At 49.4% G+C, this 26,781-nt stretch carries 24 protein-coding genes; 3 read left to right on the plus strand and 21 right to left on the minus strand.

Going from position 1 to position 26,781, the window contains the following annotated elements; all coding sequences use genetic code 11:
- Positions 1 to 127: 127 nt before the first annotated feature.
- The 6 genes from OEM52_00910 to OEM52_00935 form a co-directional block, all read right to left on the minus strand.
- Positions 128 to 850 (minus strand): PilZ domain-containing protein, encoded by a 723-nt coding sequence (locus OEM52_00910; protein ID MDK9698696.1) that lies wholly within the window; start codon positions 848 to 850, stop codon positions 128 to 130.
- Positions 828 to 1,631, minus strand: coding sequence for an orotidine-5'-phosphate decarboxylase (gene pyrF, locus OEM52_00915; protein ID MDK9698697.1), 804 nt, complete (start codon positions 1,629 to 1,631; stop codon positions 828 to 830). Before pyrF ends, OEM52_00910 begins: the two co-directional genes overlap by 23 nt.
- Before the next feature lie 150 nt (positions 1,632 to 1,781).
- A complete protein-coding gene (locus OEM52_00920; protein MDK9698698.1) occupies positions 1,782 to 2,546 on the minus strand; it encodes a hypothetical protein in 765 nt (254 codons plus the stop codon).
- Between the two features lie 8 nt (positions 2,547 to 2,554).
- A complete protein-coding gene (locus tag OEM52_00925; GenBank protein ID MDK9698699.1) occupies positions 2,555 to 3,772 on the minus strand; it encodes an ammonium transporter in 1,218 nt (405 codons plus the stop codon).
- Positions 3,773 to 4,171: 399 nt separating this feature from the next.
- On the minus strand, positions 4,172 to 4,828 hold the full coding sequence (locus OEM52_00930) for a response regulator transcription factor (GenBank protein MDK9698700.1): 657 nt from the start codon (positions 4,826 to 4,828) through the stop codon (positions 4,172 to 4,174).
- Positions 4,825 to 6,000 (minus strand): sensor histidine kinase, encoded by a 1,176-nt coding sequence (locus tag OEM52_00935; protein MDK9698701.1) that lies wholly within the window; start codon positions 5,998 to 6,000, stop codon positions 4,825 to 4,827. Before OEM52_00935 ends, OEM52_00930 begins: the two co-directional genes overlap by 4 nt.
- Before the next feature lie 101 nt (positions 6,001 to 6,101).
- Between OEM52_00935 and OEM52_00940 the strand changes: the two genes are divergently transcribed.
- Positions 6,102 to 7,208, plus strand: coding sequence for a glycosyltransferase (locus tag OEM52_00940; protein ID MDK9698702.1), 1,107 nt, complete (start codon positions 6,102 to 6,104; stop codon positions 7,206 to 7,208).
- Positions 7,209 to 7,223: 15 nt separating this feature from the next.
- Here the strand turns inward: OEM52_00940 and OEM52_00945 are convergent, their stop codons facing one another.
- From OEM52_00945 to OEM52_01015, 15 genes are all read right to left on the minus strand, one after another.
- Positions 7,224 to 8,423, minus strand: coding sequence for an ABC transporter permease (locus tag OEM52_00945; GenBank protein ID MDK9698703.1), 1,200 nt, complete (start codon positions 8,421 to 8,423; stop codon positions 7,224 to 7,226).
- 36 nt (positions 8,424 to 8,459) lie between these two features.
- Positions 8,460 to 9,695 carry an ABC transporter permease gene (locus OEM52_00950; protein ID MDK9698704.1) on the minus strand — a complete coding sequence of 412 codons (1,236 nt, stop codon included), beginning with the start codon at positions 9,693 to 9,695 and terminating at the stop codon, positions 8,460 to 8,462.
- A gap of 45 nt (positions 9,696 to 9,740) precedes the next feature.
- On the minus strand, positions 9,741 to 10,427 hold the full coding sequence (locus OEM52_00955) for an ABC transporter ATP-binding protein (GenBank protein ID MDK9698705.1): 687 nt from the start codon (positions 10,425 to 10,427) through the stop codon (positions 9,741 to 9,743).
- 24 nt (positions 10,428 to 10,451) lie between these two features.
- Positions 10,452 to 11,591, minus strand: coding sequence for an efflux RND transporter periplasmic adaptor subunit (locus OEM52_00960; protein ID MDK9698706.1), 1,140 nt, complete (start codon positions 11,589 to 11,591; stop codon positions 10,452 to 10,454).
- A 119-nt stretch (positions 11,592 to 11,710) separates the two neighbouring features.
- Entirely contained in the window at positions 11,711 to 13,039 is a 1,329-nt protein-coding gene (locus OEM52_00965; GenBank protein MDK9698707.1) for a TolC family protein, read from the minus strand.
- 220 nt (positions 13,040 to 13,259) lie between these two features.
- The gene (locus OEM52_00970) at positions 13,260 to 14,048 is read right to left on the minus strand and encodes a YIP1 family protein (protein MDK9698708.1); all 789 of its coding nucleotides are present in this window, start codon (positions 14,046 to 14,048) and stop codon (positions 13,260 to 13,262) included.
- Positions 14,023 to 15,555 (minus strand): CCA tRNA nucleotidyltransferase, encoded by a 1,533-nt coding sequence (locus OEM52_00975; protein MDK9698709.1) that lies wholly within the window; start codon positions 15,553 to 15,555, stop codon positions 14,023 to 14,025. The genes OEM52_00970 and OEM52_00975 overlap by 26 nt, the downstream gene beginning before the upstream one ends.
- Before the next feature lie 94 nt (positions 15,556 to 15,649).
- A complete protein-coding gene (locus tag OEM52_00980; GenBank protein MDK9698710.1) occupies positions 15,650 to 16,648 on the minus strand; it encodes a hypothetical protein in 999 nt (332 codons plus the stop codon).
- The gene (locus tag OEM52_00985) at positions 16,648 to 18,180 is read right to left on the minus strand and encodes a hypothetical protein (GenBank protein ID MDK9698711.1); all 1,533 of its coding nucleotides are present in this window, start codon (positions 18,178 to 18,180) and stop codon (positions 16,648 to 16,650) included. Before OEM52_00985 ends, OEM52_00980 begins: the two co-directional genes overlap by 1 nt.
- Before the next feature lie 29 nt (positions 18,181 to 18,209).
- Entirely contained in the window at positions 18,210 to 19,064 is an 855-nt protein-coding gene (locus tag OEM52_00990; GenBank protein MDK9698712.1) for a purine-nucleoside phosphorylase, read from the minus strand.
- 44 nt (positions 19,065 to 19,108) lie between these two features.
- Positions 19,109 to 19,702, minus strand: a complete 594-nt coding sequence (locus OEM52_00995; protein MDK9698713.1) for a thymidine kinase — start codon at positions 19,700 to 19,702, stop codon at positions 19,109 to 19,111.
- Between the two features lie 55 nt (positions 19,703 to 19,757).
- Entirely contained in the window at positions 19,758 to 20,384 is a 627-nt protein-coding gene (udk, locus tag OEM52_01000; GenBank protein MDK9698714.1) for a uridine kinase, read from the minus strand.
- Between the two features lie 17 nt (positions 20,385 to 20,401).
- The gene (gene cdd, locus OEM52_01005) at positions 20,402 to 20,827 is read right to left on the minus strand and encodes a cytidine deaminase (GenBank protein ID MDK9698715.1); all 426 of its coding nucleotides are present in this window, start codon (positions 20,825 to 20,827) and stop codon (positions 20,402 to 20,404) included.
- A gap of 5 nt (positions 20,828 to 20,832) precedes the next feature.
- The gene (locus OEM52_01010) at positions 20,833 to 21,816 is read right to left on the minus strand and encodes a hypothetical protein (GenBank protein ID MDK9698716.1); all 984 of its coding nucleotides are present in this window, start codon (positions 21,814 to 21,816) and stop codon (positions 20,833 to 20,835) included.
- Between the two features lie 41 nt (positions 21,817 to 21,857).
- A complete protein-coding gene (locus OEM52_01015; protein MDK9698717.1) occupies positions 21,858 to 24,245 on the minus strand; it encodes a patatin-like phospholipase family protein in 2,388 nt (795 codons plus the stop codon).
- Between the two features lie 128 nt (positions 24,246 to 24,373).
- On the opposite strand from OEM52_01015, the gene OEM52_01020 reads away from it, so the two are divergent.
- Positions 24,374 to 25,891, plus strand: a complete 1,518-nt coding sequence (locus tag OEM52_01020) for a glycosyltransferase (GenBank protein ID MDK9698718.1) — start codon at positions 24,374 to 24,376, stop codon at positions 25,889 to 25,891.
- Positions 25,888 to 26,781, plus strand: a complete 894-nt coding sequence (locus OEM52_01025; GenBank protein MDK9698719.1) for a hypothetical protein — start codon at positions 25,888 to 25,890, stop codon at positions 26,779 to 26,781. The genes OEM52_01020 and OEM52_01025 overlap by 4 nt, the downstream gene beginning before the upstream one ends.

The following is a 26,781-nucleotide window of genomic DNA, read 5'->3' on the forward strand; positions in this document are numbered from 1 at the left end:
CTTTGTTGGAAGGTTATAAAGTACAACTCGGGATAGTACCGGACAAATCGACGAGTAAGCAAGATTTTCTCAAAGAAAAAGGGCCATTAACTGACCCTCTCGAAAACACTCGATATTGATACTTTACTTAGAGTCGCTCCCGATTGACGAGAAATTTTTCGCGCTCCGCACAATACTTGGTAATCTCATGGGGTACTGCCCGTGCCATTTTTTGGAACCTAACCGAGAAGCGAGTTTGAATGTTGCGCATGACCCGATCCTTTTGTAAACGGGTTACCGATGCGGTGATTTCCCCCAATGGCCCGATATCCGGTAAGGAAAAGCGTAAGTACACTTTCGTCTTTACTGAGAGAATTGGAGTCGTATCGGCGCGTACCATAATCAATGCGCCTTGCGTATTCAAGTCCATCACTGAGCCGTTGTAGGTCGCAATCCGTCGCTCCCCATTCGCTTCCTGAACAACATCCAGCTCGATGGGGATGAATACTGGAACCCGGTTGATTTCACGACGTTGTACGATGCGGGCTTTCTCAGGTTCCGATAACGTCCACAACCGGACTTTCGCATCGTCGTCGGCTTCGAGAACCCATGTCTGGGCTTCAACCATGCCTGCTGGCAACCAATACCGTATCGTTAGTTTTCGATTCAACCCAAATGGTCCTAACGCTCGAACATCGGGTGCCGAAACAATAATCACTGGACGTTTATTTTCGCTGACACGAATCTCCGATACCCGGACAGTAACTGATGGGCCGCCCTGCCATTCCAGCGGACGTAACTCCAATCGATCCCACACCTTTGGGAATGCGATTTTAGTTGGTTCCGATTTACCGAGTAGTCGTGATAACATGTGCTATTTTTCGATTCCAGTCTTGTGCTGCTTCGGCTGCTTTCTCGGCAAAGTCCGAAGAATTTGATACATATAAAATTGCACGTGAGATATTAATCACACCCGGGAATTTTCCATTACCAAGTCCATCACCGATTGCCGCCTCCAACGAACCTCCTTGAGCGCCAATGCCGGGAATCAAGAAAGGACGGGTGCCTGCCAATTCCCGAGCTTGAGAAAGTTGTTCAATCCGGGTCGCCCCAATGACATAGCCCAAATTCTGAGTATCCCACGTCGAACTCTTTTTTATGACAGTCTGCCAAAGTGGTGGTTCGCCATAATATTGAAAGTCGTTTGAACCGGGATTGGAAGTTAGCGCAAGGAGGAAAACTCCCTTTTCCGGATTCGTGAGAAACGGTTGTACCGAATCAGCGCCGAGGTATGGGCTAACGGTGATTGCATCAGCTCCCAAGTTATCGAACAATGCTCGGGCATAGCTCTTGGAAGTGTTACCGATATCTCCCCGTTTTGCATCCAGTATCCAAAGTACGTGCTCCGGTTTTTGTTCGCGCAATCGGGCGAGTACTTGCCATCCTTCGAAACCAAATTGTTCAAAGAAGGCAAGATTTGGTTTGATAGCTACCACCGAATCAGCACATGCAGCAACAATTTCAGAACAAAATGTATAGAGTCCATTGATCCCTGATAGACCATGAGGCAGTTTCTCCGGATCGGGATCTAAACCAAGGCAAAGAAAGCCGCGCTCCCGATTCAGCGATTGGATGCGTTCATTAAAAAACACTGGTTATGCTCCTGTTTCTGAAAAGAATGTAATTGATTTCCATCACGCAGGCAACGTTCTCAGTATTGTATGGGGTTATTACTGTAACCAATAGAATACCGGGAGCTTACGAAAAACTCCCGGTATCGGCTTAGTATGAAAGGAGGATTATTACTTTGATGGGCTCATGATTGGAAAATCAATGTCAGTCTGAATCGTGATACAGTCTTCCACCCCTGCCAAATCCTTGTCATTCATGATATCATAGCCAACCAGAACGGAGACATTATCGGCGAATTTCCATGCAAAACCAAGGTTCAGCGTTCCGTAAGCACTCTTGGTTCCCATATACTCCACACAAACCCATCCCTTTTCAAAAACAGTACGTTCCCATGCTGCCATAACTCCAGCATTATCTTTCTCACCTTTACTATCCAGCAGTAATTTCTCGTTGCCACTGAAGTAACCAACAGAGATTCTTCCTGCTGATGCTAATGTCCAGGCAAGTTTCCCGTAACCAGTATTGTAATCAGTAACATCCGCCTTGGTTCCCAAATCGAACATACCAACCGCAATCGCTGGTGAGAATTGATGAAACGCCTTTTCCGGAATGCCAATCTTTGCATTGAAGTACATCGGATACTTATCGACATTACCGAATCCTGACTTATGATCGAAGCCAACTTCCATTTGCATCTTTTCAAATGGAAGTACACCCATTGTAAGACCGAGATTGGTTATTGGCGGTAATCTGGTACCGGCAGTATTGTTCGGAGCATCCAGTTGCGTGGGGAGATACATATCACTCGTGATGTGCATGACTTTAAATCCTTGCACATCCGTCGAGGGTCCCCAAATGTGAGTAGTAGCCGTAGCAAATGCGGTTAGCGTCAATGCGCAAACCACTAATAGTATAATAAAAATGCGTAACGACACGTTGCCTCCTATTCGTATGCGATTTCACCGTGTAACGATTCGTCAAGACCTTTTTCTTCTTCGTTTTCGGACGTTCGGACACGGGTAATCTTATTGATAACAACTAACATCAGGTAGGTAAAACCAAAAGCGTAAATCGATGAAACCACGACTGCCATCAACTGCGCCATAAAGAACGAAGTGTTACCGAGTAATAATCCATCGGCACCGGCGGCATTCACCGATTTATCTGCCATGATACCGAGCAAGATGATACCAATCATACCACCGACTCCGTGGACGCCCCAGACATCAAGCGCATCGTCCCACTGCAGCTTATTCTTGAGACTTACTGCGAAGTAACAAACGGTTCCGGCGAGGATACCGATGATAGCGGCGCTGGTTGGGGTAACATACCCGGCACAGGGCGTAATCGTTGCTAAGCCGGCGACTGCGCCAGTCAGTAATCCAAGGAACTTCGGTTTCCGTTCGATAATCCAAGCAAGCAACATCCAAGTCGGTCCGGCAAACGAAGCGGCAATGTCAGTATTCAAAAAGGCAAGACCGGTCACAGCGTCGACTTTTAACTCACTGCCCGCGTTGAATCCATACCAACCAAACCAAAGCAAACCGGTACCGAGTGCGACAAGAGGAATACTGTGGGGAACCGCGTCGCCAACGCGACGGCGTCCGACGTAGAGCACCGAAGCTAATGCCGCCATGCCGGCGATGTTGTGAACGACGATACCGCCAGCGAAATCAAGTACGCCAAGTTTCGCTAACAAACCGTTGCCCCACACCATGTGAACGAACGGGAAGTATACCAACACTAACCAACCGACCAGAAACATTAGATATGCGCCAAAGCGAATCCGGTTGGAAAATGCACCGGTGATGAGTGCCGGTGTTATGATGGCGAACATCATTTGATAAGCCATGAAGACAAACTCGGGGATGTTCCCGGTGCCATAAGGTGAAACCGTATTCAGGGTTACACCCATCATGAATGCTTTGTCGAGGTTGCCAATCACTCCGCCTTCGCCGCCGCTAAAGCAAAGCGAATAGCCGAACGCCCACCAAATAATGGTGGTGACGCCCATCGAAACAAAACTTTGAATCATGATGGTCAATACGTTTTTACGTCCGACGAGACCGCCGTAGAAAAACGCCAGACCGGGGGTCATCAACATGACCAAACTCGTTGCCACTAACATGAATCCGGTATTCCCGGTATCGAAAGTACCCATAAACAACTCCTATGGCGGGTTAGACGGAAAGGGGGAGAATAACGTGAATAATTTACCATAAGGTAGAAAGCGGCGGTATCGGGAGATTCCTGATTTTCGTGGGGGAAATGCTGAGGAAAGTCGTTTTTTTGATAAATGTAGATACAATTGATTTATTTTTTTCTTGTCTTTGCGAGGAACGCTGGTTGCAACATTGTGCGACCGAAGTGACGTGGCAATCTCATTGTTCGATGTAAGTACTCTTTGTTAGATCGCCGCGTCATTCCGCTTCGGATGTGCTTTGCACAATCCTACACTGCATTACGAAACTCTTTAAAGATTCATTTGTGTTCGTGATTCTGCGCTACTTCACATGCGCAGAATTCCTCACGAAGACAAGAAACCTAATCTTACTTAGATTTAATCGAGCGGTGAAAGCCCTTCGCGGATGGCGTAGCGGGTGAGTTCGGCTACGGAGTAGAGATTTAATTTGTCCATGATGTGCATTCGGTGGGTTTCGATTGTCTTCGCACTCAGGAACAGAAGCTCCGAGATTTTCTTGGTCGATTTTCCTTCGGCGAGCAATTGGAGTACTTCCCGTTCGCGGGGGCTGAGGACATCGAACGCGGTACTAGAAGCGATATCAGGGTCTTTTTGGAGATATTCTTTTAAGATCATTTCGGCGATTTTGGTAGCAAGAAACACCTGTCCGTTTTTAATCGATTTGATCGCGGTTAGCAATTCGTCGGGAGATGAATCTTTCAGGAGGTATCCCCGCGCCCCCGCCCGCATCGCCTCCACGACATAACGGCGGTCGGAGTGCATCGATAGCATTGCGATTTGCGCATCCGGTTGCCCCTCGATAATCCGCCGAACCGCTTCGATTCCGTTAATTTCAGGCATCGAGATATCCATTAGGATCACATCCGGTTTCAAGTCACGCGTCATTTGAATCGCTTCCAGCCCGGTAACCGCCAGTCCTATCACTGCAACCGTTTGCGAACTCTCAAGAATCTGTTTTAATCCGGCGCTAAACAACCGATGATCGTCGGCGATGAGTACGCGAATCGGCGTCATACCTGCTCCTGCTTTGTTATCGATAATGTGACAACCGTTCCAGCTCCCGGTTCCGATTGGATGGTAACCGAACCTCCTAAACTGCGCAACCGCTCCCGAATACTGAATAGTCCAAAACTGGTGATTTCGGAATCGCTCCGTTGCTCATCCGGTACAACAAATCCGCAACCGTCGTCGGAAACCGTTACAATTACCTTGTCCGCAATGGTTGCAACTTCGATGCGTACCGCCCGCGCTTTGGCGTGTTTGATGACGTTGGTTATCAGCTCCTGTACCGCTTTGAAGAGGGTGATTCGAATTGGCTCGGCGAGCGAAGGCTCCGTTCCCTTCACGATTACCCGGACTGGCAGCCGGTGTTTCAAGAAGGTGCTCTCCGCCAACCACTGCAAAGCGGCAACAAAACCTAACTCATAAAGAATCGGAGTACTAATCTCAAACGTCAATTTGCGGGTAAACTGAATCGCCCGGTCAATCAGGGTAACAATTTCCGAGAGATTCTCATCGAACCCGCTGAAAATCGCATCCCCTTTCAACTGCTGGATTCGCATTTTCAAAAAAGCAAATTCCTGTCCGATGTGATCATGAAGCTCAGCCGCGATTGCCCGGCGTTCGCGGGCTTCGGCAAGCGATAGTTCGGTTGCCATCCGCCGTAACTGATCTTGATGCTGCTCGATTTTTTCTTGGGTGCGACGATGTTCTTCGATTTCGTGACGCAAGGCGGCGGTGCGATTTGCAACCAATCGCTCCAAATTTTCATGGGATTCGTGGAGCGCTTGGTCGGCAAGCCGATGATGAAAATAAGAGCGCAGCATTTCGGCAAGCGAATCGATTAAGTCGCGTTCTTCCACCAAAAACGGCCCTTCGGCTTCGTTGGGACGCGGTTCCCGGTAGATGACCGAGATAGTCCCTTCCTCCCCATTCTTTAATCGGATCGGAGCGGTTTGCATCCATTCCGTCGGCCGATAATTCGATGTCGAGAAATCGTAGCCAAGGATATGAATCCGGGCTTCCGTGACTTCAGGATATTGCCACGCCGGGGGTAACAGCGCCAAGACCTTCTGCAGCAGCTCCTCGCAGGAAAGTTCCTCATCCTGTATCAGTCTTGCCGTCCGGTGCAATGCCGATAGCTCTTTGACGCGTTCCGATAGTTTGTGGCCGGTTGGGTCGTTCATATCGAAAATATACCGAAACTGTCAACCTAAGTGAAAGCATTAGCAAAGCTTCCCAAGCAACGGTATTTTCGGAAAACGACAACGCAATTGGGAGTGGTTCCATGAAGTGGTTAGTACTTGGACTGAATTACTTTCGGCATGAGATGCGGGAAGCCGGCGACGAATGGATCGAAGAACCTTGCCGTAGTTATGAGGGCGGGTTGCGGTATTTACCGGCATTGCTTGACGAGATTAAGCGTGAAAAAGGTTTTGTACCCGATGCCATCGTGTTCGGCGATTATAGCAATGCGCCTGGTTTCTATGGCTTGGAGCAAGCGCCATGTCCGACCGCTTTTGTGTGTATTGACCCCCACTGTCATTACGATTGGTTTTCGGTTTGGTCAAATGCATGGGACGTCGTATTGGTTGCCGAAGTCGATTACATACCGAATATGCGGACGATGGCTCCAAAATCGTTCATTGAGCCTTATCCATTATGGGGCAGAAACGACCCACCACCGGAGTATGTCCGGACGATTCCGATCGCTTTTGTCGGTACCCGGAACCCGCAAACTACTCCAGATCGGGAAGCCATGTTTCAGGCAATAGAGAAACGGCTGCCGCTGCAAGTACTGCAAGGGGATTGGCGGGAACCGTACGCCCGGGCAAAAATCGTCATCAACCAGACACTACAAAACGATTTGAATTTCCGGCACTTCGAAGCTATGAGCAGTGGCGCGATGCTCATCACCGAAAAAATCGATAACGGTTTACTCGACTTCTTTCAGGATGGCGTTCATTTGGTAACGTATGGCTATCGGAATTGGGATGAGCTCGTTGAAAAAGCGGAGTATTACTTAACTCACGACGAGGAGCGGAAGCGGATCGCGAAAGCCGGCATGGAGATAACAATTACGAAACACTCACCACGGGTACGATATCGCGATCTCTGCGCAATGGTGCAAGCGGATGTGGTGGTTGCGCGAAGCAAACAACGCCAACAAGAATTCGTCGAGGTAAGAAGGGCTGAGAGCGAAGCGTTCCAGATTTTAGCGAAACGGTTTGTCAGTGAGAAGGCGCGCGATTTCTTTCATGCCTACTCATATCGGGCTCGGCTACAGGATGAAGCATTTTCACCAGAAATCATAGCAGAAGTGATGAAAAGCGTACCTGACAAAGCAGTAGCTAAGTTTGTTTTGCAAAAACTGAGCACGGATTTGCAACCGTAGATATAAGTCGCGTTACTACTCGTAGCGCAACGCTTCGATGGGATCGAGGCGGGAGGCTTTCATCGCCGGCCAGATGCCAAAGATGACACCAACAAAACTACAGAAGATGAGTGCGAGGACAATCGTCCATACCGGAAAACCGACGGGGAACTTGACTGCGGCACTCAAAATGAGTGGTCCGCCGATTCCTAACAGCATGCCAAATAACGCGCCGATTTCAGATAATACAACCGCTTCGACGAGAAACTGAAAGAGAATGTCGCGACGACGACTTCCCAACGCTTTCCGGACGCCGATCTCCCGCGTTCGTTCGGTTACCGATACCAACATAATATTCATAATCCCGATACCGGCAACCAAGAGTGACACGGCAACAATTCCCATCGCGGCAGCTTTGATCCATTTCGTGAAATTATTGAAAGTATCGAGGATTTGTTGATTGTTCCAGATCGCAAAGTTATCGGGTTCCTGCGGTTTTAGGTGGCGTATCGACCGCAACAAAATCCGCGACTCCTCCATCGCCTCATCCATCATCGCTGGTGTACGTGAACTCACTGTGATGAACACCCCACGCTCAAGTCCAAAGATGTTCTCATAGGCACTAAGCGGAATCGAGACGAAGAAGTTTTTATCACCGCCATCAAACATTTCCGCTTTCTCGGTAAACACACCGATGATTTGAAATGGTCTTCCACGGATACGGAGCCATTGACCGACTGGTTCACGATTAGAGAATAGTTTGTCGGCGAGTTTGCTGCCTAATACTGCTACTGCTTGTTTACTGTTTACTTCACTCTCGGTAAAAAATCGACCCTTCTCGATGGTATAACCGTTGTTTAAGGCGAACTCACTCGTTCCGCCAGCAACTGTTACATTCGGATTCGTTTGAATAAGAGAAGTGACAATCACCTGCCCCCATTGCCAGGCTTCCGCACCAACGGAACCAACACTCGGTAAATCCTGCAAGTACCGGATATAGTCCCACTTGATGGGGGGGCGGGTGCGGTCGCGGTGCTGATGAGAGAATCCGACATTGTTGTCGAAGCGCTGAATCTGAAAAACACCTGCCGATAATCCACTGAGTTCTTCATCGATTTTCTTTTGCAATCCGGTGATAATCGCCATCATCCCAATGATTGCCGCAACGCCAATCACGACTCCGAGCAATGTCAAACCCGATCGCATTTTATGCGACCAGATCGTAGTAAGCGACATTGTAATGGTTTCCCGGATGATCATTGATGAATGCCTTTATCCTTCGTAACGTAACGCTTCAATCGGGTTAAGCCGCGATGCCCGCGCTGCGGGATACAAGCCAAAAAGAATGCCAATGAATGCAGAGAAAACAATCGAACCAATCGCCAACCAAACCGGAACCGTGGCAGGAAGGGAGTTCTTGATTAATTCTGCAATGCCAAATGAGAGTGCTAATCCGATCACACCACCAATCGCGCAAAGCACCGCCGATTCCATCAGGAATTGTGTCAATATGTAGCCACGCTTTGCACCGAGCGCTTTTCGCATTCCGATTTCATTGGTACGCTCTGTTACCGATACCAACATGATATTCATAATACCGATGCCACCCACTAACAAAGAGATACCTGCAATGAGAATGCCCGCCATGTAAACACCACCGGTAACACTTTTATAGAATTGGTCGAGCGCATTCTGCCGGTTGATCGAGAAGTCGTTGTCTTGTTGCGGTTTTAGGCGACGGGTGACTCGCATGAGTCCTAACACTTCACTCTCTAACTCATCCATGCCACCGGCATCATAAGCTTTGGCAATAATTGTAATATCCGGGTGTCGTCGGGTGAATTTTGTCGCGCAGAAATAGGGTATAATCACGAGTTTATCGAGGGATTGACCAAACGATTTACCTTGCTTTGTCAGTAGTCCTACGACAGTGAACGGAATGTTGCCGATTTTTATTTCTCTGCCTATCGGATCGAACATTCCGTAAATCTCATCTGCAACATCTTGTCCAATAACGGCAAAGTTCCTTGCATTGGTTACATCTTCTGCGGTAAAGAAGCGTCCGGACTCCATTTCACCACCGCGAGTATCGAGGTACTTTTCATCGACCCCAAAAATTGTCACACCGGAAAGGGTGATTCCGCGCCCTTTTACACTATTCGTAAACCCGGTCATCCCGGTAACAGCTTCGGCTAACTCAGAATTGTCGCGTAGGAATTGGTAGTTCTCGTACTTAATCTCTTTCCGGTTCATGAAGACCCACCAGTCATCCATGACAACCCATGGCCATTTCTGGATATAGAGTGTCCCGATTCCAAGCATATTGAACTGAGTGGCAAATGCTTTGTTCAAACCTTGAATGATGGCAAGCATCGTACAGACGGTGGCGACCCCCATGATGACTCCCGTAGTCGCAAGCATCGTGCGGGTTTTATTTGCACGCAATGCCCGGAGCGCTGCAATCCAGCTCTCGCGTAACAGGAATAGATAAGGGTCAAGTTTCTTCATGTTAAACTTTGTTGCATACAATAAACAATAACTTTTGTAAGGTTGCTATGCTACTGCAATAATACTCCGTTTTTGCGGACTCGGTTCGTCGCTACTCACCTTCCCATCGAATAACCGGACGATCCGCCTTGCATACTCAGCGATGGTCTCTTCGTGCGTCACTAATATGATTGTATTGCCAGCAGCATAGAGTTGATCGAACAACGCCATGATTTCATCACCAGTCTTGGAATCAAGGTTACCGGTCGGCTCATCGGCAAGCAAAATTGCTGGATTGTTGATGAGTGCCCGGGCAATCGCAACACGCTGCCGTTGACCGCCGGATAGCTCATTGGGGCGGTGATGCATCCGGTCTGCTAAACCAACCCGTTCCAGCATTTCCGTAGCTCGGCGTTTGCGTTCCTCGGCACTTACTCCAGCATAGATAAGAGGCAGTTCGACATTATGCAGGGCATCGGCACGGGCAAGTAGATTAAACGTCTGAAACACAAAACCGATTTTCCGGTTGCGGACTGCAGCTAACTCATCGTCGGTCATCCGCGATACATCAATGCCATCCAAAAAGTATGTTCCATCGGTCGGTGTATCGAGACAGCCTATCATGTTCATCAAAGTCGATTTACCCGAACCGGATGGACCCATAATCGCAACATACTCACCTTGTTCGATTCCGAGATCAACTCCGCGCAAGGCGTCGACGTTCGTATCGCCCATCATGTATCGTTTTGTCATTCCGTGGATATCGATAATCATCCACTACTTCCTTTCTTTCATCCGCTTTTTGCGCTCTTCCTCTTTCTTCTTCGGGTCTTCGAGCTTTACTTGATCGTTCTCTTTCAGATCGCGAGATACCATCCGGTATGGGCCGGTAACAATGGTGTCGCCGATACTTACCCCACTGCGTACTTGAATGTCCAGATTTGAGGCAATGCCTGTCAACACCGGTACTTTCTTTGCTTTCCCCTTTTCGTAACGGAAGACAACTTCTGGTAGTTTTTCGCGCTTCAAGCGGTCAGATAATCGTTTTTGTGCCTGTGAACTCACATCGCTTGGCATTTCGATTTCGGTCTTCTCGAGTGATTCCTGCCGAACTGTGATCGATTGAATCGGCACCATCACCGCATCATCGACGACTTCAGTAACGATATCGACGGTGGCACTCATACCGGGACGCAATTGCGGCAGTGTGTTATCCAGCCGGATTTTCACGAGGAAATTGGTGACTTGATCCTGCGTACCAAATCCAGAAACCTTTGCAGTATGCGCTATCTCAGTTACATGACCGATGATAATCGAATCGGGAAAGGCATCGACCAAAACTCGCGCACTATCGCCAATCGATATCTTCACGACATCGTTTTCGTCGATATCGCATTCGACAGTCATTTTTCCCAAATCGCTGATTACAAGAATGACATCTTCCTGGAATTGAGCACCAAGTGTTAGCTCACCCTCTTTTTTGCGAACGTCGGTAATAACGCCATCCACTGGAGCGGAAATGGTCGTTTTCGACATCATATCGTTCACTTCTTTTAGAGCGGCAGCACCTTGCTCAACGGCGCTGGTCGTTTGCAATAGCGTAGCTTCGGCGGCTTCGAGCTCACTGGCGCTCACCAATTGTTTCGATGCTAACTCGCGCAATCGCTTTACATCGGCGATGGTCTTGGCGTAATTCGCTTTAGCGCTGCTTAAATTGGATGTGGCGCGATCGACTTGTGCTTGATACGTTTCCCGATCCAATTGAGCAAGGAATTGACCACGAGTAACCCGGTCGCCTTCTTTTGCATGTAAGCGAATGATTTTGCCTGCGACTTGCGCTGACACTTTGACACCGAGTTCGCTTTGTACGCGCCCGCTGCCTGACACCGTTTCCACTAAGGTGCCTTGCTTTGCCACTGCCCACTTTACTTCGGTTCCTTTATCGCGTTGGCGGTAAAAGTTTGCACCAATCGCAGCACCAAGCAGGACGACACCGGCAATAATCCAGATGAGTTTCTTCTTGTTCGTAACCCCTCCTACCGCGTAAGAGAGCTGCCGACCGAATACTCGAGCAGCGCTTTCGCAGTACGCGCTTCCAACTTTCGTTTTACTAATTCAATTTCCGAGTCGAGCTCCGCTGTCTGTGCATTTTGTACATTCAACAACGTCGAGGAACCGACTCGATAACGTTCCTGTTCCATGTCCCGCTGGCGTTTCGCCAAATCGAGATTGGCTTCCGCTATTACGATTTGCGCTTTAGCCCGGACATACTTCGAGTGATTTTCACGCACTGACTGTTCTAAATCTTCGTAGGTTTTGTTTTGGGTCCACTTCGATTGTTTGAGTTCAACTTTTGAACGTTCGCGGGTCTCAGCGCGTTGAAAACCGGTGAACAGCGGATAGTTCAAACTGATGCCAACCGAGGATGATTTGCCTTCAGGAGCTATTGTCCAATCTTTGCTATTTGCCCCGGTTTCGGAGTAATCGTAACCAGCAGAAAGCGACAGTGTCGGCCACCAGGTGGCATCGGAAATCTTCTTGTTGTTCAACGAATTCATATAATTCAGTTTAGCAAGAATGCTAGTAGGGGAACTGCTTAATGCTCGATTCACCAAAGAATCAACCCCCGTATTGGATATCGATTCTTCCTGCGGCTCTGCAAGAGGATAACGGCTGGTCAACGCGACACCGATGATCTGATTGATTTTTTCACGGTAAATCGTCGAGTCTTGAATTGCTTGCAGAAGGGTATTCTCGGCAGTTCCGACTTGAATTCGAGTCGATAACACATCGATTTCGGTGGTAGCACCCAAGGCATACTTGGTTTCTGCTAACCGCAACAATTCTTTCCGTAATGCGATAGCACTGCGAGCTGCACGTACTAATTCGGAACTCGCAATCGACGTATTTATCGCCAACCGGAGGTTGTATGATAACTGCTGCTGTGATTGCGTAAGAATAATCGGTGACGCCTTCACGGCAAGCCGTGCATTATCCAAGGTGTAATATCGCGCTCCCCCTTCCCAGATCGGCAGGGATAACGAAACTCCGTATCCACTGGAACCACTGGTGGTGGAAGTTGGGCTATAATTTTTGTTCACTGAGTATCGACTGCTCAAAGTGATACCAGGTAAGAAATCGCCATAAGCACGATACAGAGTATACTTCGCTAAAATCTGTTCTTCCCAAGTTGAGCGATAGGTTGGACTTGTTTCCAACGCTTGTTTGAACAAGTCTTCATACGTCTGGGGGGTCTCCCGGTCGTAGCGTGGCGCGGCGATGCTAACGGTTACGCTCATCGCTGCTATTGCCGCGATAACGATAAACAATTTCATAAATCGTTGTGTGTGTGTGTGGCGTTTCATAGAATTCATATTTCCCGATTCAGCGAAGGAATGCCATTCGCTTGGTTCAACATGTTGGAGTAACTCGATGTTTGAAAGGTTGCAGTCCTCTGGTGATACGATGTCGCTGATATGACAATGAATCACTGTCACAAGATTAACAAACGGGGCGTAACTGGAACGCCCCGTTGCATCGATTAGACGACAAACATACCTATGATCTTGCTTGGAATCACGTTATTCACATCTCGCTAAAGCCTGCGCCGATCAATAAGAATATGGCAAAGATTCCTACCGATACCGAAATACCTTTATTCTTCGACCAACCATAGATTGCTGCGGTAACGATTCCTGTTGCTACGACTTGCCAGATGTAAATAATATCGAGTCCAGAAAGAATTGTATGAAGGAATCCTTCACTCCCTTCCGGCAACAATGCCGCAGGACCCAGCGGAATTTCAAATGTGTCGCGAAGAATCTGCATTGGCAGCCGGATAACCGAACCCGACACCGAGATGAGATTCACCCAAATCGTTGCGGCAAAAAGATGGGAAAATTTCGCCGAGCCTCCCATGATTAAATTTCCGATTAGCATCCAAACCAACGCAGAGAATGCTCCCATTATTGGAATACCGAGCGCTGCAAACAAAGGGGTCGAAACGCGCGATGCGGATAGTGCCATCTCGATAGCACGTTCCTGCTGATCGACAGACATTTGTGATTCTTGCTTGGCAAAAGAGGCGCGCGTCTTCTTCTCGATCATCTGCGACATCTGCGGCCAGATGATAAGCTGAGTGATCACCATAATCACTGCGCCGATGACGAAGGGAAACCACCAATTCGATTTTCGCTTTACCGTTTCCCCCACTTTGTAGGGGTCGCTAAACACCCAACCAGCAACCGTGACCAGACCGGGTAACGGCTGGGCGATGGTAAGATAATCCGGTTGTGATTGTTGATCCGAAATCGGTTGTTCCGGTTCCGGAGTTACGAATGGTTCTTGTTCATTCATTGGATTCGGATTGCTCATGACTCTCCTTTACCGCTTGTAGAAGACGTTCCACTTGTTTCTCGTCGAGTTGCTCGAGCGACTTTTTTCTGATGCGTTGTTCCGGTTCGCTTAGCAATCGTTCCCGGTTTTCGAGTAACCACACTTTCGCTGGTTCGTACTCATTGGGAATCACACCGTCGAGAATTGCTTCTTCGATTGCCGTCTTGATCATGCCAATCCGCGGGCCAAACGGAATTCCGCACAGTTCCGCGATTTCCTCACCACGCACCGGCGATTGAAAAGAAGATAAATGATCGCGCTTCTCGACCAAATCAAGACGTTGCAACATCGTTTGATAATTCTTTAAGTACTTTTCGACCCGCTTCGGATTCGCGCTCGTGATATCAGCACGACAAAGCTGTAACAGCGCTTCCAGCTCTTCGCCGGCTTCCACCCTAAGTCGCCGGATAGCACTGTCGGTCACGCCCTCTTGTGCTAACCGTACCGGCCGCATATGTAACCGGGTGATTTTTCCCACTCGTTTCGCTAACAAATTCGACAACCGCAACCGGCGAAACACTCGGTTGATCGATCGTACACCTAAGACCTCATGACCATAAAATGTCCAACCGATTTCCGGTAGGAATTTTTTCGTCTGTGGTTTGGCGATGTCGTGAAAGAGCGCACTCAACCGAACTGCAATATCATTCGACAATGTCGAAGCGTTTTCCAGCACTTGCAATGTGTGGGTGTACACATCCTTGTGGCTATGTTTTCCCCGCTGATCAACGCCGTGTAACTCAACAATCTCCGGTAAAATGTACGTTAGTACACCAGTGCGGAAAAGGACATCGATACCAAGATGGGGAAACGGAGCCGCCAAGGTCTGCAATAGTTCATCAGCTATCCGCTCAACATGGACTATTTCAATCCGAGCTGCGTTTTCGGTGATGCCGTTTTCCGTAACCGGATCGATAGAAAAGTTTAACTTGGCGACAAAGCGCGCTGCCCGCATCATCCGCAAGGGATCATCGGAGAAGGTTTTTCCGGGATCGAGTGGTGTCCGTAGAATCCCTTGCTCCAAATCGCGGACACCGCCAAAGGGGTCGAACAAAACACCATTTTCAGCGCCGTTTACACCCCACGCTAATGCGTTTACCGTGAAATCACGGCGGGCAGCGTCTTCTTCAAACGTCGAAGCCACCACATCTGGATTCCGGCTGTCGGATTGGTACGACTCGGTCCGAGCGGTAGCAAATTCAAACATCCACTCTTTCCAATCGACCCGCGCCGTACCGAAATGTCCATACTGATAGTGTCTGGCATGAGGGAAAATGGTTGCAACCAATTCAGCGAGTTTTAACGCGTCACCGGTTGTAACAAAATCCATTTCCGGTTTCGGGGGAACCGGCAACCGATTCGCCGCTTGCAGCAAACGGTCGCGTACGAAACCACCAACAACCCGGAGCGGCATTCCTTCGCGCTCGGCGAGGGCTGCAATACGTTGGAGCAATTCCTGCTCGTTCGGTGTGATAAAGGATAACATCAATCGAAAGATAGGGGTGATACGACTTGATTAAAAACCGCAGGATTCCGTACCAGAGAATTTGGACGAACACCAAACATTCAGCACGAGATAACTACTCAGACAGTTCCTGTTGCCAACGTTTTAAATCATCCCAATCTTTTTGCTTGCGGGAGCGGGTGGACTCCGAAAGCGGGAGGGCAAATGCGTCACGAATGTAAGTACGGGCAGCATCGCGGTCTCCGGTTTTCAAACTGATTTCCGCTAATCGGTGGTAGCAGCCGAATGCGTTGTAGTTGTTGCCTTGGGCGGGATCGGCTAAAACACTTGTCAGTATTTTCCGGTAATATTGTAATACAGCAGGATAGTCGTGGGCTGCCAGCGCTGCTTCCCCCGCTGCCCAAAGGAAACTGCGGGATGTGGGAAACTTTGCCAACCATTGCTCAGACAACTTTAACGCCTTTGCACCTTCCCCTTGATCGATGTAAATCCAGATCAGGGCAGTAGCGGCTCCTGCTTGGTTCAGTTTTGATTTATTGAGGGCGGTTTCGATGCGGGCGATGCCTTTCGCGCGGTTATCACCGGAAAACGGAAGGAAATTCAAACTACGGGAAGACCAATACTCATAACTTCCAATCCCAACTAAGGCATCGACATACTCGGGATCGCGGGCAATGACTTCTTCCAGATTCGATTTCATAGCAAGCGCATACTTTACGCTACGCAGCCACTTTCCTTCCCGCATCAGGACATTCGTCCGAAAGCCGTTAATTGTTCCCAGCGCGAAGTTTGCCGCGGTGGGTCGCAATCCAAGTTCCCGATTTGCTTTGCTTTCTGCCATCTCGCAAGCGTTATAAAACTTTGCGGCTAAGTCAAAGGATTCGTAATCGATTATCTGGGCATGAAATACCATCGCCCGTAGTGACCACGGTTCAAAGCCGCCAATCGTCTGTTCCAATGAATCAATCCGAGAGAAAGCCGTCTGATAGTTTTGCTCGACAACATCTTCAATGGCACGGCGTGAAATGTCTTCGATGTAAGTGGCATCGACCGCGGATGTGGAGGAAACGGTGAGAAGAACTGCGACCGATAATAGCAGAGGGTTGATGTTCATTACTCGAGGATTCTTCCCTCTTGATAGTATTTAAACCGGCAAAATCCTGCGCCAGTTGCTAAAGCAACTTGGTTCCCGAGCAATTGGATTTGGTAGACCGTCCAATGCGGTAATCCATCGGAGGGTTTGTATTGATGAATACGACCAGCAAACAACTCCATCGGATCATGGCGCTCTCTGCCCCGCGCATTACGGTCTAACCGGAACAATCCCCGGCTGGTACCAATCCAGACGATGCTGTCGGTTGGTGCTATCGAAAGGGTATAGCTGTTATCTAAATCATACTTATGCCACACCGCCCACTTCCCAGATGTGAGATCCAATGCCGCGACGCCTTCTCTGCCACCCAACCACACTTCATTTGCGGTTGCCGCAACGGTGTACCAATCGTCGGATGCAATGCCCTCAGGTCCATCGAGAAACACGATGGTTGAGTCGGTGTGAGTCATTTGGAAGAAACCGCGATTGGAAGCCCCATAGAGGGTATTGCCTGACACCACTAAATCCCGAACTTCCACCGGTTCACTGGGATTCCGCCAAATCGCACGCACTTTTTTATTTGAACTGATTTGATCAAGACCGGCATCAGTTCCCACGATAGCATTGCCGCCAAATATCACAATGGATAGTGCATTTTCGGAACCTAATCCTTCGGTCATGCCCACCCGCCGCCACGAGCGAGTATTCAACGAAGTGGCATAGACTGCGCCTTGTGAAGTCGCCATCCAGAACTCATCTCGATTGCCCGGCGCGATGCTGCGGATGTTGCCACTGGTCGCCGACATTCCGGTAAATTCCGGTTCCGACCACTCCCAGAGTTGGGTCGATTCGTCGAAGGAACTGAGGCCTTTGCTAAACCCTCCCAACAGCCATCCTTTTTTGGTTTTTGCCATCGCTTGCACGCCATTCTCGATAAGTCCCAAGCGATTCCATAGTAACGATTTGTTGTAGCGACTCCCTTGTAGTAAACCAACCCCCGATACAGCGAACCAAACGTCGCCGCGCTCGTCCTCGAGTTGACCCGATAGATAGTAGTATCGTTGATCGGGGCTTAAAACCCGTTTATCGGGCAGATACGACCACCCGAATGGCATGATGTAACGGGAAAGATTTATCGTAGAATCAACCGGAGCGGGAGAAGTGAATCGGGTTTTCTCATCGAGTTTTATCGAACCCTCGCCATCGCCACCGTTCTTGCTCCAAGTAAACCAAACCGGTTCCCGTATATAATTGCCCTGGGTGGTTCCCACGATGAGACGGTTATCGTTTGTCACCGCTATCGAACGGACTCCGCGTAAATCGAACGATTCCAAAAAGGAAGGAACGATGGTGTATGGAGCGCTCCATCTACGCTCGAACCGGTTCCAGTTCCAGACCCCATTTTCCGCAGCGACATAGAGTTCGCGGGGACCTAATTCGAGTTGGTAGATCCGACCGGGATGGCGCCAAGTTTCCCAGGTTCCGATCGGAAACTTACCTTGCGCAAAAACGGGTAGTGCGAATAGATTCGCAAATATTACTGCGAAAAGCAACGCGGCTTTCCGGGATTCTAAACGGTAGGTTATCGCAGACGTGGCAATACTCCGAGTAGTAGTTTAACAAATTTTTCGCGGACTTGATTCGCAACGATTGTTACTTCTTCGTGAGTAAGTGGGGTCGTCGAAAGACCGGCAGCGCGGTTGGTAATACATGAGATACCCAGCACCTTCATTCCCATCGCGGTAGCTACCATCACTTCCGGAACAGTACTCATGCACGCGGCATCAACGCCCAACGTACGCCACATTCGAACCTCTGCCGGGGTTTCGTAAGTTGGACCGCTCATTGCTCCCAGAATGCCTTGACGCAATGAAATCTGTAATTCATCGGCAACGGTGTCGGCAATCTTTCCCCATTCAGCAGTGTAGGAATTGGTAAGATCGGGAAAGCGCGGTCCTAATTCCGGGTTGTGTAAACCACGCAATGGATTCATGCCGATGAAATTGATATGATCGGTAATCCGCATCAGCGTACCGGGTGTAAGATCATCGCGAATGCCGCCCGAAGCGTTGGTTACGACATAACCCGTTGCGCCCAATCCGCGTAACATCCGAACGGGCATTACAACTTGCTGCGGTGTGTACCCTTCATAATAGTGTATTCGCCCGGAGAGCAGTGCCACTCGACGTCCTGCCAGTGAACCGATATACAATTTTCCAGCATGACCGGGAACAGTCGATACGGGATAATCCGGTAGCTCATTGGTGGGAATAATCACAGGATTTTCGACTTGTTCCGCAAGAGCGCCGAGCCCAGAACCCAAGACAACACCCAATTCGACCGGTTCCAATAGTTTGCCGGGATTCGCTTGCAGCCAACGGGAATGAATGGTATCCAAAATCGGTTTCAAGTCGGGGTGTTGCGATGTTTCGAGCATGGTTTCCTTTGACAGAATTGAGTGAATTGAGGTGTATTTACAGGTTATACGATAGTTGGGGGATCATCGGGTTTCGTGAATGCATCGGGATTCGTCCAGCAATTGCGGCACCGCGCTTCGTACAAATCCTTCGCTCCAACGACGACCCGGTCGCCACCGGCAACAAGGCGTTGGGTGCGGCTGGCGGGATTTCCACAACGGACGCAAATCGCCAGCATTTTATCCAGATACTCGGCAGTCGCCATGAGATACGGCATCGGTTCAAACGGCACGCCGGCATAATCGAGATCCAAACCGGATACTATCACCCGTTTTCCTTGTTTGATGAGCGCTTCGACAATCCCAATGAGTCCAACTCCCAAAAACTGTCCTTCGTCGATACCAATGACATGCGATGTTTGGGATAGCGGGAAAATATCGTCATGGGTAGCGATGGGAATCGAAGGGAAATGAATCTCGCTATGGGATACGATATCGACCGCATCATACCGGCTATCAATCGCCGGTTTGAAGACTACAACATTTTGTCCAGCGATGGCAGCTCGGCGAACCCTGCGGATTAGTTCTTCCGTTTTCCCGGAGAACATCGGTCCGACAATTACTTCGAGCCAACCGTGATCACTGCGGATAATATTCATAAGTAAACCATTTCATCGACGAAGCGAATTCGTCTTGTATTCAAAGCGCGAAGCTTTATTTGCGATGGGCGAGTAAGTCACGAATCTTCGTTACCAGTAAATCGATGGCAACATGATTGTATCCGCCTTCAGGGATAATGATATCGGAATACCGCTTCGACGGCTCTACGAATAGTAAATGCATCACCCGAACCGTTTCTTCGTACTGCTTCAGGACATTTGTTATTGACCGGCCGCGTTCCTGAATATCCCGCAGAATTCGGCGAGCCAACCGGATATCGGCGTCGGTATCGACATAGACTTTGATATCCATCAGCTTTCGCAATTCCGGATCGTCAAGTACAAGTATTCCTTCGAGCACGATTACATGATGCGGCCCAATCGGCAACGTTTCATCAGTGCGGGTATGGGTAGAATAATCGTATATCGGCTGCTGGATCGTTTTCCCATCGAGTAAATCGTTTATCTGCTCCACCAACAATTCCCGTTCAAACGCCTGTGGATGATCGAAATTGAACTTTGCCCGTTCCGCGGGTGGTAGATGCGCCAAGTCTCGGTAATAGGAATCCTGTTGAATCACCATGACATCTTCGCTGCCCAACCGTTCAAAGATCGAACGAGCGACTAAGGTCTTCCCGCTTCCCGTTCCTCCAGCGATTCCGATAAGTATTCCGCGGCTCACAGCGTTCCTCCGATGGGTCAATGGTTGGTAGGTTGTTTCGTTTGAATTAATGCGTTATCGTCGAACGCATCCGGTAAGAGATTGGCTACAGTCGATTCCCGGAAATCGCCGGCGGTGTTTCCTAACACCACTGCGGCTTGGGGGGCATAATCGTGCAGTAACTGGCGACAAGCGCCACAGGGGGATACCGGTTCTTTGGTATCGGCAATCACTGCGATGGCAGTAAACTCACTTTCCCCTTCACTCAGTGCTTTCACCAGCGCTACCCGCTCAGCACAAATGGAAAGGCCATAGCTACTGCTTTCCACATTACTCCCGGTATAGATTTTTCCCGAAGCAGTGAGCAAGGCGGCACCAACTTGAAAATGGGAATACTTCGCGTGGGCGAACCCCCGGGCAATTTTGGCTTGTTCCAATAGCGAACGGTATTTCGATTCGGACATCTTGCTTACTTTCCCGCAGGTTTAAGTGTCGTTGCTTTGAGGGAATCAGTATCCGGTAACTTCACTGGTTGACGCACAAAAGCTTTCTTGCGATCAGTTATTAACTGTGCGACAACAGGTTGTTCGGGCACGTTACTCGTTAGTTCCCGACCTGTGTACAACCAAGGTAGCAACCCGGTTTCCTGAAACTTCACCGCTTCCCAGTTCTTCCCTTGAGGAACTGCTGTTACAACATACCCATAGGGTCGTTCGTTGATTTTCATCATTTGCCAAACCGGTGAAGAAGAAATTACCAATTGAAATCCGGTGAGCCCTGCAAGCAACGAATCCAGACGCTTCGGCGCAGCATCGGTTAGTAAGATTATCGCATCGGCTTTCTGACTTTTCAAATCGGTTAGGATGTCTTTCAACAAAAGATTCCAATCCAACGCGATAATCCCTTCGCGTTGATTGGAAATGCGGGTGTAACTGGGATCGGTTAACCCAACGAATGCCACCTTGATCGACTTTCCCCGGAGATTTCCAGTTCCAAAGCGATATGGAGGATACAGCGGTGCATTGTTGGAATCGATCCGTAAGTTTGCCGAGACAAATGGAATGCTATCAGAAAAGGCAAGACTGTCAAGTAATTTTCGTCCTAACATTAAATCCCGTAAGCTGACATTAACAGCAGCAAGCGGTCCCACCTTCATAGAAGCCAGTAACGCCGCGGTGCGTGCGTTTCCATCTACTGGATCAGCAAGGTCGCGCCACTCGCCAGCATCAACATAGAAATGCAAATCGCTCCCGGCGACTTTTTGCATAGTAGCGATTTCACCTATCCGTTTTGCGATGCCACCTGCCGGAATCTTGCAACCACAAGGATCGACCGACCCACGCAAGCACCCCGAATAGTGAATCCAAACGCCATCGGCTAATTCGGCAAACACAGGTACACTCAAAGCAAGTAGTAACCCGAATGAAATCACCACTGCGAAGTGACGCTTCATGCAGAATCCCCAGTTAATAAAAAGTAAGCAACGAACGAACCTTAATAAATCGGACGAGGTCCTAACGGGTTTGGTATCGAGCTTCCCAACGATAACGAAACCATAGGGGTCGCTTTTTCTGGTTCTTGACCCGACCAAGCCCAAACCAATCTTACCGGACCTAACCATGTAGAAAGTGCTACGCCAATTCCACCACCTAAAATGCGATTCTCCTTTTTCCAGCGCAAACTCTGAGTATGCGATAAGATGGCGGCATTCCCTCTCAATTCAAGATAGGTGTCAGCAACCAATTGAGAGATTAAATCCCACCGGGCGGTAAAAGCTGCCATTCCCAAGTTTCGCGCTTCCCGCTCCCCGGTCTCCAAACCCCAGAAATCCCATGGACCGCCAATCCGGTACCACTCTGACCGCGGTGAACCGCCATTGTTAAAACCACCAACCAATTGTGGCGAAACTACCAATCGCTTCATCAATTTATAACTGGAAACATGGTACAGGTAGAAGCGGGAGTACTCGGCATCTGACCACTGTTTTTGCGCCGATTCCCAAATCGCATAGGTTTGCTGTCCCGAATTCGGGAAAGGATTGCGATCCTCGGTGTCCATTGTCAACCGAGCAAATAGTGGTGTCAACCGGTAAATCGTCTTTCGATTAAACTCGTCGACTTGCAATTCCTGCCAACGAAATCCAAATGCGACCAGACTCCAACGAGCAACCGACTGCCCCAATGCTGCACTGCCACCGATCCTCCGATAACTAATCTGAGATAAATTCGCTTCGGTAAATTTAGGCCACTCGGTACGTTGACCAGTAACATCGAAATCGACTGCGCCAAACTTCCCCACTAACCGGTCGGCACGGAACCTTACCGATGCCATTACATCACGCTCGCCAAATTGAAACATCAATGCACCGTGGGTTGAAATCCCGACAATGTTGTCATACAGGAACTGGATTTGACCACTTCCCCCTCGATGCGAATCGTAGCCGGCACCCAATCGCAAGACCGGTAATGTTCGCTCTTTCACCAGAAAGCGAAGGGAATAGCCACCGGGAACCGCTTCTCGAACCGGATAGACAAAATCGAACATCCCCGAACCATACAAGTAATCGACCGTGCGATCCAAATCGCGTTTACGTAGAGGTAAACCGGTACGCAACCCGATTTCCCCTTTCATTAAGGTAGGGAGCGATTTATCACTTCCTTCGACCCGAACTGAAATCAAGTTCGGGGTTTGAACAGTATAATAGGTACGGTCGGATAATCGGTCGATTTTTGAGACGTACCCGTTTACCCAACCATTTTTTCCATAATAGGTCGATAGTCGTCGAAAAACGGAGTAGTCATTATCAGTTGGTTGTTCTAACTCTTTTCGGTCATCTGTTGTCAATGGAATTGCGTATATCGATATTTCATCTGTTTTGCGTGAGGATTTGCGTAACTGGAGTTCGGGATGCTTCCGGAGCAACTCAAGTCCCGACGATTCCCCCATCATAATCAGACTATCGATTTTCGAGAAATCGACTGAGCTAAAACTTTGTGTTACTGGGTTCAGCACGATGTCGGCATTCACCTGGCTGAGGTAATTGCGATCTTGCTGTAGGATGGTTGTAACTCGGTCGGCGATTTCCCACGGGGTTTCCGACTTAATCTCCGGCAAAATCGGCGCGGTGCAGTTTACTGCTACAACAAACGCTCGCGGATATAGTTCGCGAGCAGTCATTACCGGGATGTTCTCGGCAATTCCGCCATCGGCATACAAGTGTGTTCCTTCGGGAACCGGCGCAAAAAAGAGGGGGTAACTCACAGTCGCCCGACATGCTAAGGCCAAGGCCCTTTCGCAAAATACTTTCCGTTCGCCATTGGAGAGATCGCAACTTACAATACGGATTGGGACTCGTAATGCATCAAAAGAGGGGGTCGGTTGATAGGGTGCGGCATCAAAGATATGTCGCAAATTGGAAAACAACACTTGACCGATAATCAAACTGGAAGGAACAATCGGCCGCCCCCCCGGTCCGAATCGCAATGTCAGTAAGCCCAGTTGGTCATACTCACGCTTACTTAAAAACATCGCTGTCCGGTTTGGACGGTCGGAAAAGAGATTCGACCAATCGAAATCCTTGAAGATGGTCGAGATTTCATCGGTACTGTAACCACTACTCCATAACGCACCGACAACGGCACCAAACGAAGTACCGACAATCATGTCAGGTACAATTCCATTCCATTCCAACACCCGCAGTAAACCGATGTGAGCAAGCCCACGGGATCCACCGCCACTCAAAACTAAGACGAACGGAGTTTTTGTTACCGTATCTTGACGCGCGACTACTTCCGTTTCTGCATACACCGGGGAAAGAAGACTTCCCAGCAGAAGAGCAGTAAGTAGCACAATTCGACGAATCGCGCTACCTTTCTCTTTCATTTGCTCTGGATAGTACATCGGATGTAAAATAACGGACGTTGTATAACCCTGCAAGAAACCGAGAGGAATCCTGTCGGGTGACTGTAGGAATTGTCAAACCTTTCACTTGACCACATGTAGGAAATAGAATGGCTTTGTACTTTGACTTGTTAGCGTTACCAGCGCCAGGCGATATCTCGCGACTTTGGAATTCGTTGTTTCAACAAACCGAACAACGGTTTCGGTTATTTTTACCGAAGTCCACCGGGACAATTCCGGTAGACCCTCGTATTATCGTTTTGGATACCCCGGATGACATTCCCGCCGGCGACTTGTTACGGCTTTTCTTTGCCCAAAGTGAAGCACCAATACTGGGACTGTTACCAAGTACAACGACATTAACAGGCAATGCATTGGAACGAATCGACCGGATGCTCCGTTCACGGCGCGATTGCGGTTGGGCATTTTCCGATTACGAAACAGTCGAAACTTGCGGAACCCGACGGATCGAGCTACTCGACGATCGCGGCGACTTAACCGAGCGGGAGGACCGCGGCCCATGTTTATGGATCGTCCGTGATGCATTGCAAGCAGCGGGTGGAATTCGGGAAGGGCTCCGGTTTGCTCCGTTGTACGATCTGAAATTACGGTTGGGTGAACGTTATCGTACGCTACATATCCCGGAAGCGCTGGTACAGCAACATCTTGTACAACCAATTCTCAGCGAAGCGGAAAAAAAGCAGGCGGAGAAGCTCTATTTCCCCGGACAAGGAAAGTTTGGCGGTTTTTCCTACCTCTTTCTCGATCCCGCTGAAGAAGCGGAAATTGAATCGGTGTTTTACGATTCGTTGAAACGCCGGGGCGCATGGCTGGAAGCGGAAGAAGGGATTATCGATTGTCCTCCCGATGTATGGTACCAAACCGGCGCTCCCGTTGTTTCGGTGGTGATTCCCGTGTACAACCGAGCGAAATTCATCGGCAGCGCCATTGAATCGGTCGTTCAAGGAATTTATTCGGATTACGAAATCATCGTAGTAGATAACGCTTCGACCGACAATACGGTGCAAGTGGTCGAAGCGATCATGCAAACGAATCCGAAAATCCGGTTATTGAAACGCAAGACCAATGTCATCGGCGAAGCGCTGAACGACGGTTTGTTCGCCGCCCGCGGCAAGTACCTTGCCCAGCTCGACAGTGATGATTTTTATTCGCCGAATACACTGCAAAGTGCGGTTGCTGTATTGGACAACGATCCGAAAGCTGGAGTTGCTATCAGCTATTACGATTTGGTCGATGAGAATGGTGTGGCAATGCCGGAATTTGGTACGATTACCCATTCGCAGTATAACCGCAACAACATTCTGCGGCGGGATGGCGCAGGCGCGGCACGAATATGGCGGCGCAGTGTGTTACTGCACAATGGGGGATTCGACGAGGCAAGTTTTGGCAGTTACGGCGAAGATTACGACATGATTTTGAAATGTGGCGAGCGGCATCGCGTCGTACGCATTCAAGAGATTTTGTACCATTATCGCCGCCATCCTGATAACACCGATGTGCTGCGACATCACAGCATGAAAATCTGGTCGAAGACGGAAGCTCGGCAACGAGGGTTGATTCGCCGTCGCCGGATCAACGATCTTTTGAAATCGGAAACAGCATCATGATTACGATGGGCATCGACGCCGGTGGAACATCCTCAACTGCCGTTCTGTGTAACGGAAGCGAAGCGCTTGCCACAGTACAAGGCGGCGCTGGCAACATGAAACGAATCGGATACGATGGCGTTGTCGCATTAGTAGCGTTACTGTATGAGCAATTGCTGGCAATTGCACCCACCCAGCCGATAGAACGGATCGGGATTGGTTTGGCAGGCGCTGGGAAAGCGGAAGAGCAAACGAAACTTTGTTCGTTGTTAATGGCGAGATTTTCACTTCCTTGTACCGTAGCGACCGACGCCGCGATCGCTTTGCATGGCGCATTCGATGGCGCTGCGGGGATGTTGCTGATCGCCGGAACCGGTTCGATAGCCTACGGCAGAAATCGCTTGAGTGAACAACCGGAACGGGTCGGTGGATGGGGTTGGCAAGTCGGCGACGAGGGTTCCGGCTCTTGGCTCGGACGCGAAGCGATACGCTGCGCGTTACTCGCGGAAGATGGCCGCGGTGATGAAACCGCACTGAGTCCAAACATCTGTGCAGCGTTGTCGATAGCAAAGATTACCGATTGTATCCCGTTGATTTATAGTAACGAATGGAGTGCTCAGCGTTACGGCGAAATCGCGCCGTTGGTGTTGGAAACCGCGAAAGAAGATTATGTTGCGCGGCGGTTAGTGCGGCTTGCCGCATCGCATTTGGCGAAACATCTGGTCGTTTTGCAACAAAAGCTCGGCGGAGAAGCGCAAGTAAGAGATGTCGTGTTTAGCGGTGGACTCATCGCGAACGACACTTTACTGCGACAGGAGTTGCTCACGGAATTGGATCATATTGGAACATTTGCATTGACTACGGCGATGTATCCCCCCGCTGTAGGCGCTGCCCGGATGGCAGGCGCATAA

This window comes from bacterium, from assembly GCA_030247525.1.
In the GTDB taxonomy this organism is placed as follows: Bacteria; Electryoneota; JAOADG01; order JAOADG01; family JAOADG01; genus JAOTSC01.

What these genes read in the sequence shown, in the direction of transcription:
- OEM52_00910 (MDK9698696.1), bottom strand. Translation starts at nt 850, where the DNA reads ATGTTATCACGACTACTCGGTAAATCGGAACCAACTAAAATCGCATTC.
- OEM52_00925 (MDK9698699.1), bottom strand. Translation starts at nt 3,772, where the DNA reads ATGGGTACTTTCGATACCGGGAATACCGGATTCATGTTAGTGGCAACG.
- OEM52_00930 (MDK9698700.1), bottom strand. Translation starts at nt 4,828, where the DNA reads ATGACGCCGATTCGCGTACTCATCGCCGACGATCATCGGTTGTTTAGC.
- OEM52_00935 (MDK9698701.1), bottom strand. Translation starts at nt 6,000, where the DNA reads ATGAACGACCCAACCGGCCACAAACTATCGGAACGCGTCAAAGAGCTA.
- OEM52_00940 (MDK9698702.1), top strand. Translation starts at nt 6,102, where the DNA reads ATGAAGTGGTTAGTACTTGGACTGAATTACTTTCGGCATGAGATGCGG.
- OEM52_00945 (MDK9698703.1), bottom strand. Translation starts at nt 8,423, where the DNA reads ATGTCGCTTACTACGATCTGGTCGCATAAAATGCGATCGGGTTTGACA.
- OEM52_00950 (MDK9698704.1), bottom strand. Translation starts at nt 9,695, where the DNA reads ATGAAGAAACTTGACCCTTATCTATTCCTGTTACGCGAGAGCTGGATT.
- OEM52_00955 (MDK9698705.1), bottom strand. Translation starts at nt 10,427, where the DNA reads ATGACAAAACGATACATGATGGGCGATACGAACGTCGACGCCTTGCGC.
- OEM52_00965 (MDK9698707.1), bottom strand. Translation starts at nt 13,039, where the DNA reads ATGAAACGCCACACACACACACAACGATTTATGAAATTGTTTATCGTT.
- OEM52_00970 (MDK9698708.1), bottom strand. Translation starts at nt 14,048, where the DNA reads ATGAGCAATCCGAATCCAATGAATGAACAAGAACCATTCGTAACTCCG.
- OEM52_00975 (MDK9698709.1), bottom strand. Translation starts at nt 15,555, where the DNA reads ATGTTATCCTTTATCACACCGAACGAGCAGGAATTGCTCCAACGTATT.
- OEM52_00980 (MDK9698710.1), bottom strand. Translation starts at nt 16,648, where the DNA reads ATGAACATCAACCCTCTGCTATTATCGGTCGCAGTTCTTCTCACCGTT.
- OEM52_00990 (MDK9698712.1), bottom strand. Translation starts at nt 19,064, where the DNA reads ATGCTCGAAACATCGCAACACCCCGACTTGAAACCGATTTTGGATACC.
- OEM52_00995 (MDK9698713.1), bottom strand. Translation starts at nt 19,702, where the DNA reads ATGAATATTATCCGCAGTGATCACGGTTGGCTCGAAGTAATTGTCGGA.
- cdd (MDK9698715.1), bottom strand. Translation starts at nt 20,827, where the DNA reads ATGTCCGAATCGAAATACCGTTCGCTATTGGAACAAGCCAAAATTGCC.
- OEM52_01010 (MDK9698716.1), bottom strand. Translation starts at nt 21,816, where the DNA reads ATGAAGCGTCACTTCGCAGTGGTGATTTCATTCGGGTTACTACTTGCT.
- OEM52_01015 (MDK9698717.1), bottom strand. Translation starts at nt 24,245, where the DNA reads ATGAAAGAGAAAGGTAGCGCGATTCGTCGAATTGTGCTACTTACTGCT.
- OEM52_01020 (MDK9698718.1), top strand. Translation starts at nt 24,374, where the DNA reads ATGGCTTTGTACTTTGACTTGTTAGCGTTACCAGCGCCAGGCGATATC.
- OEM52_01025 (MDK9698719.1), top strand. Translation starts at nt 25,888, where the DNA reads ATGATTACGATGGGCATCGACGCCGGTGGAACATCCTCAACTGCCGTT.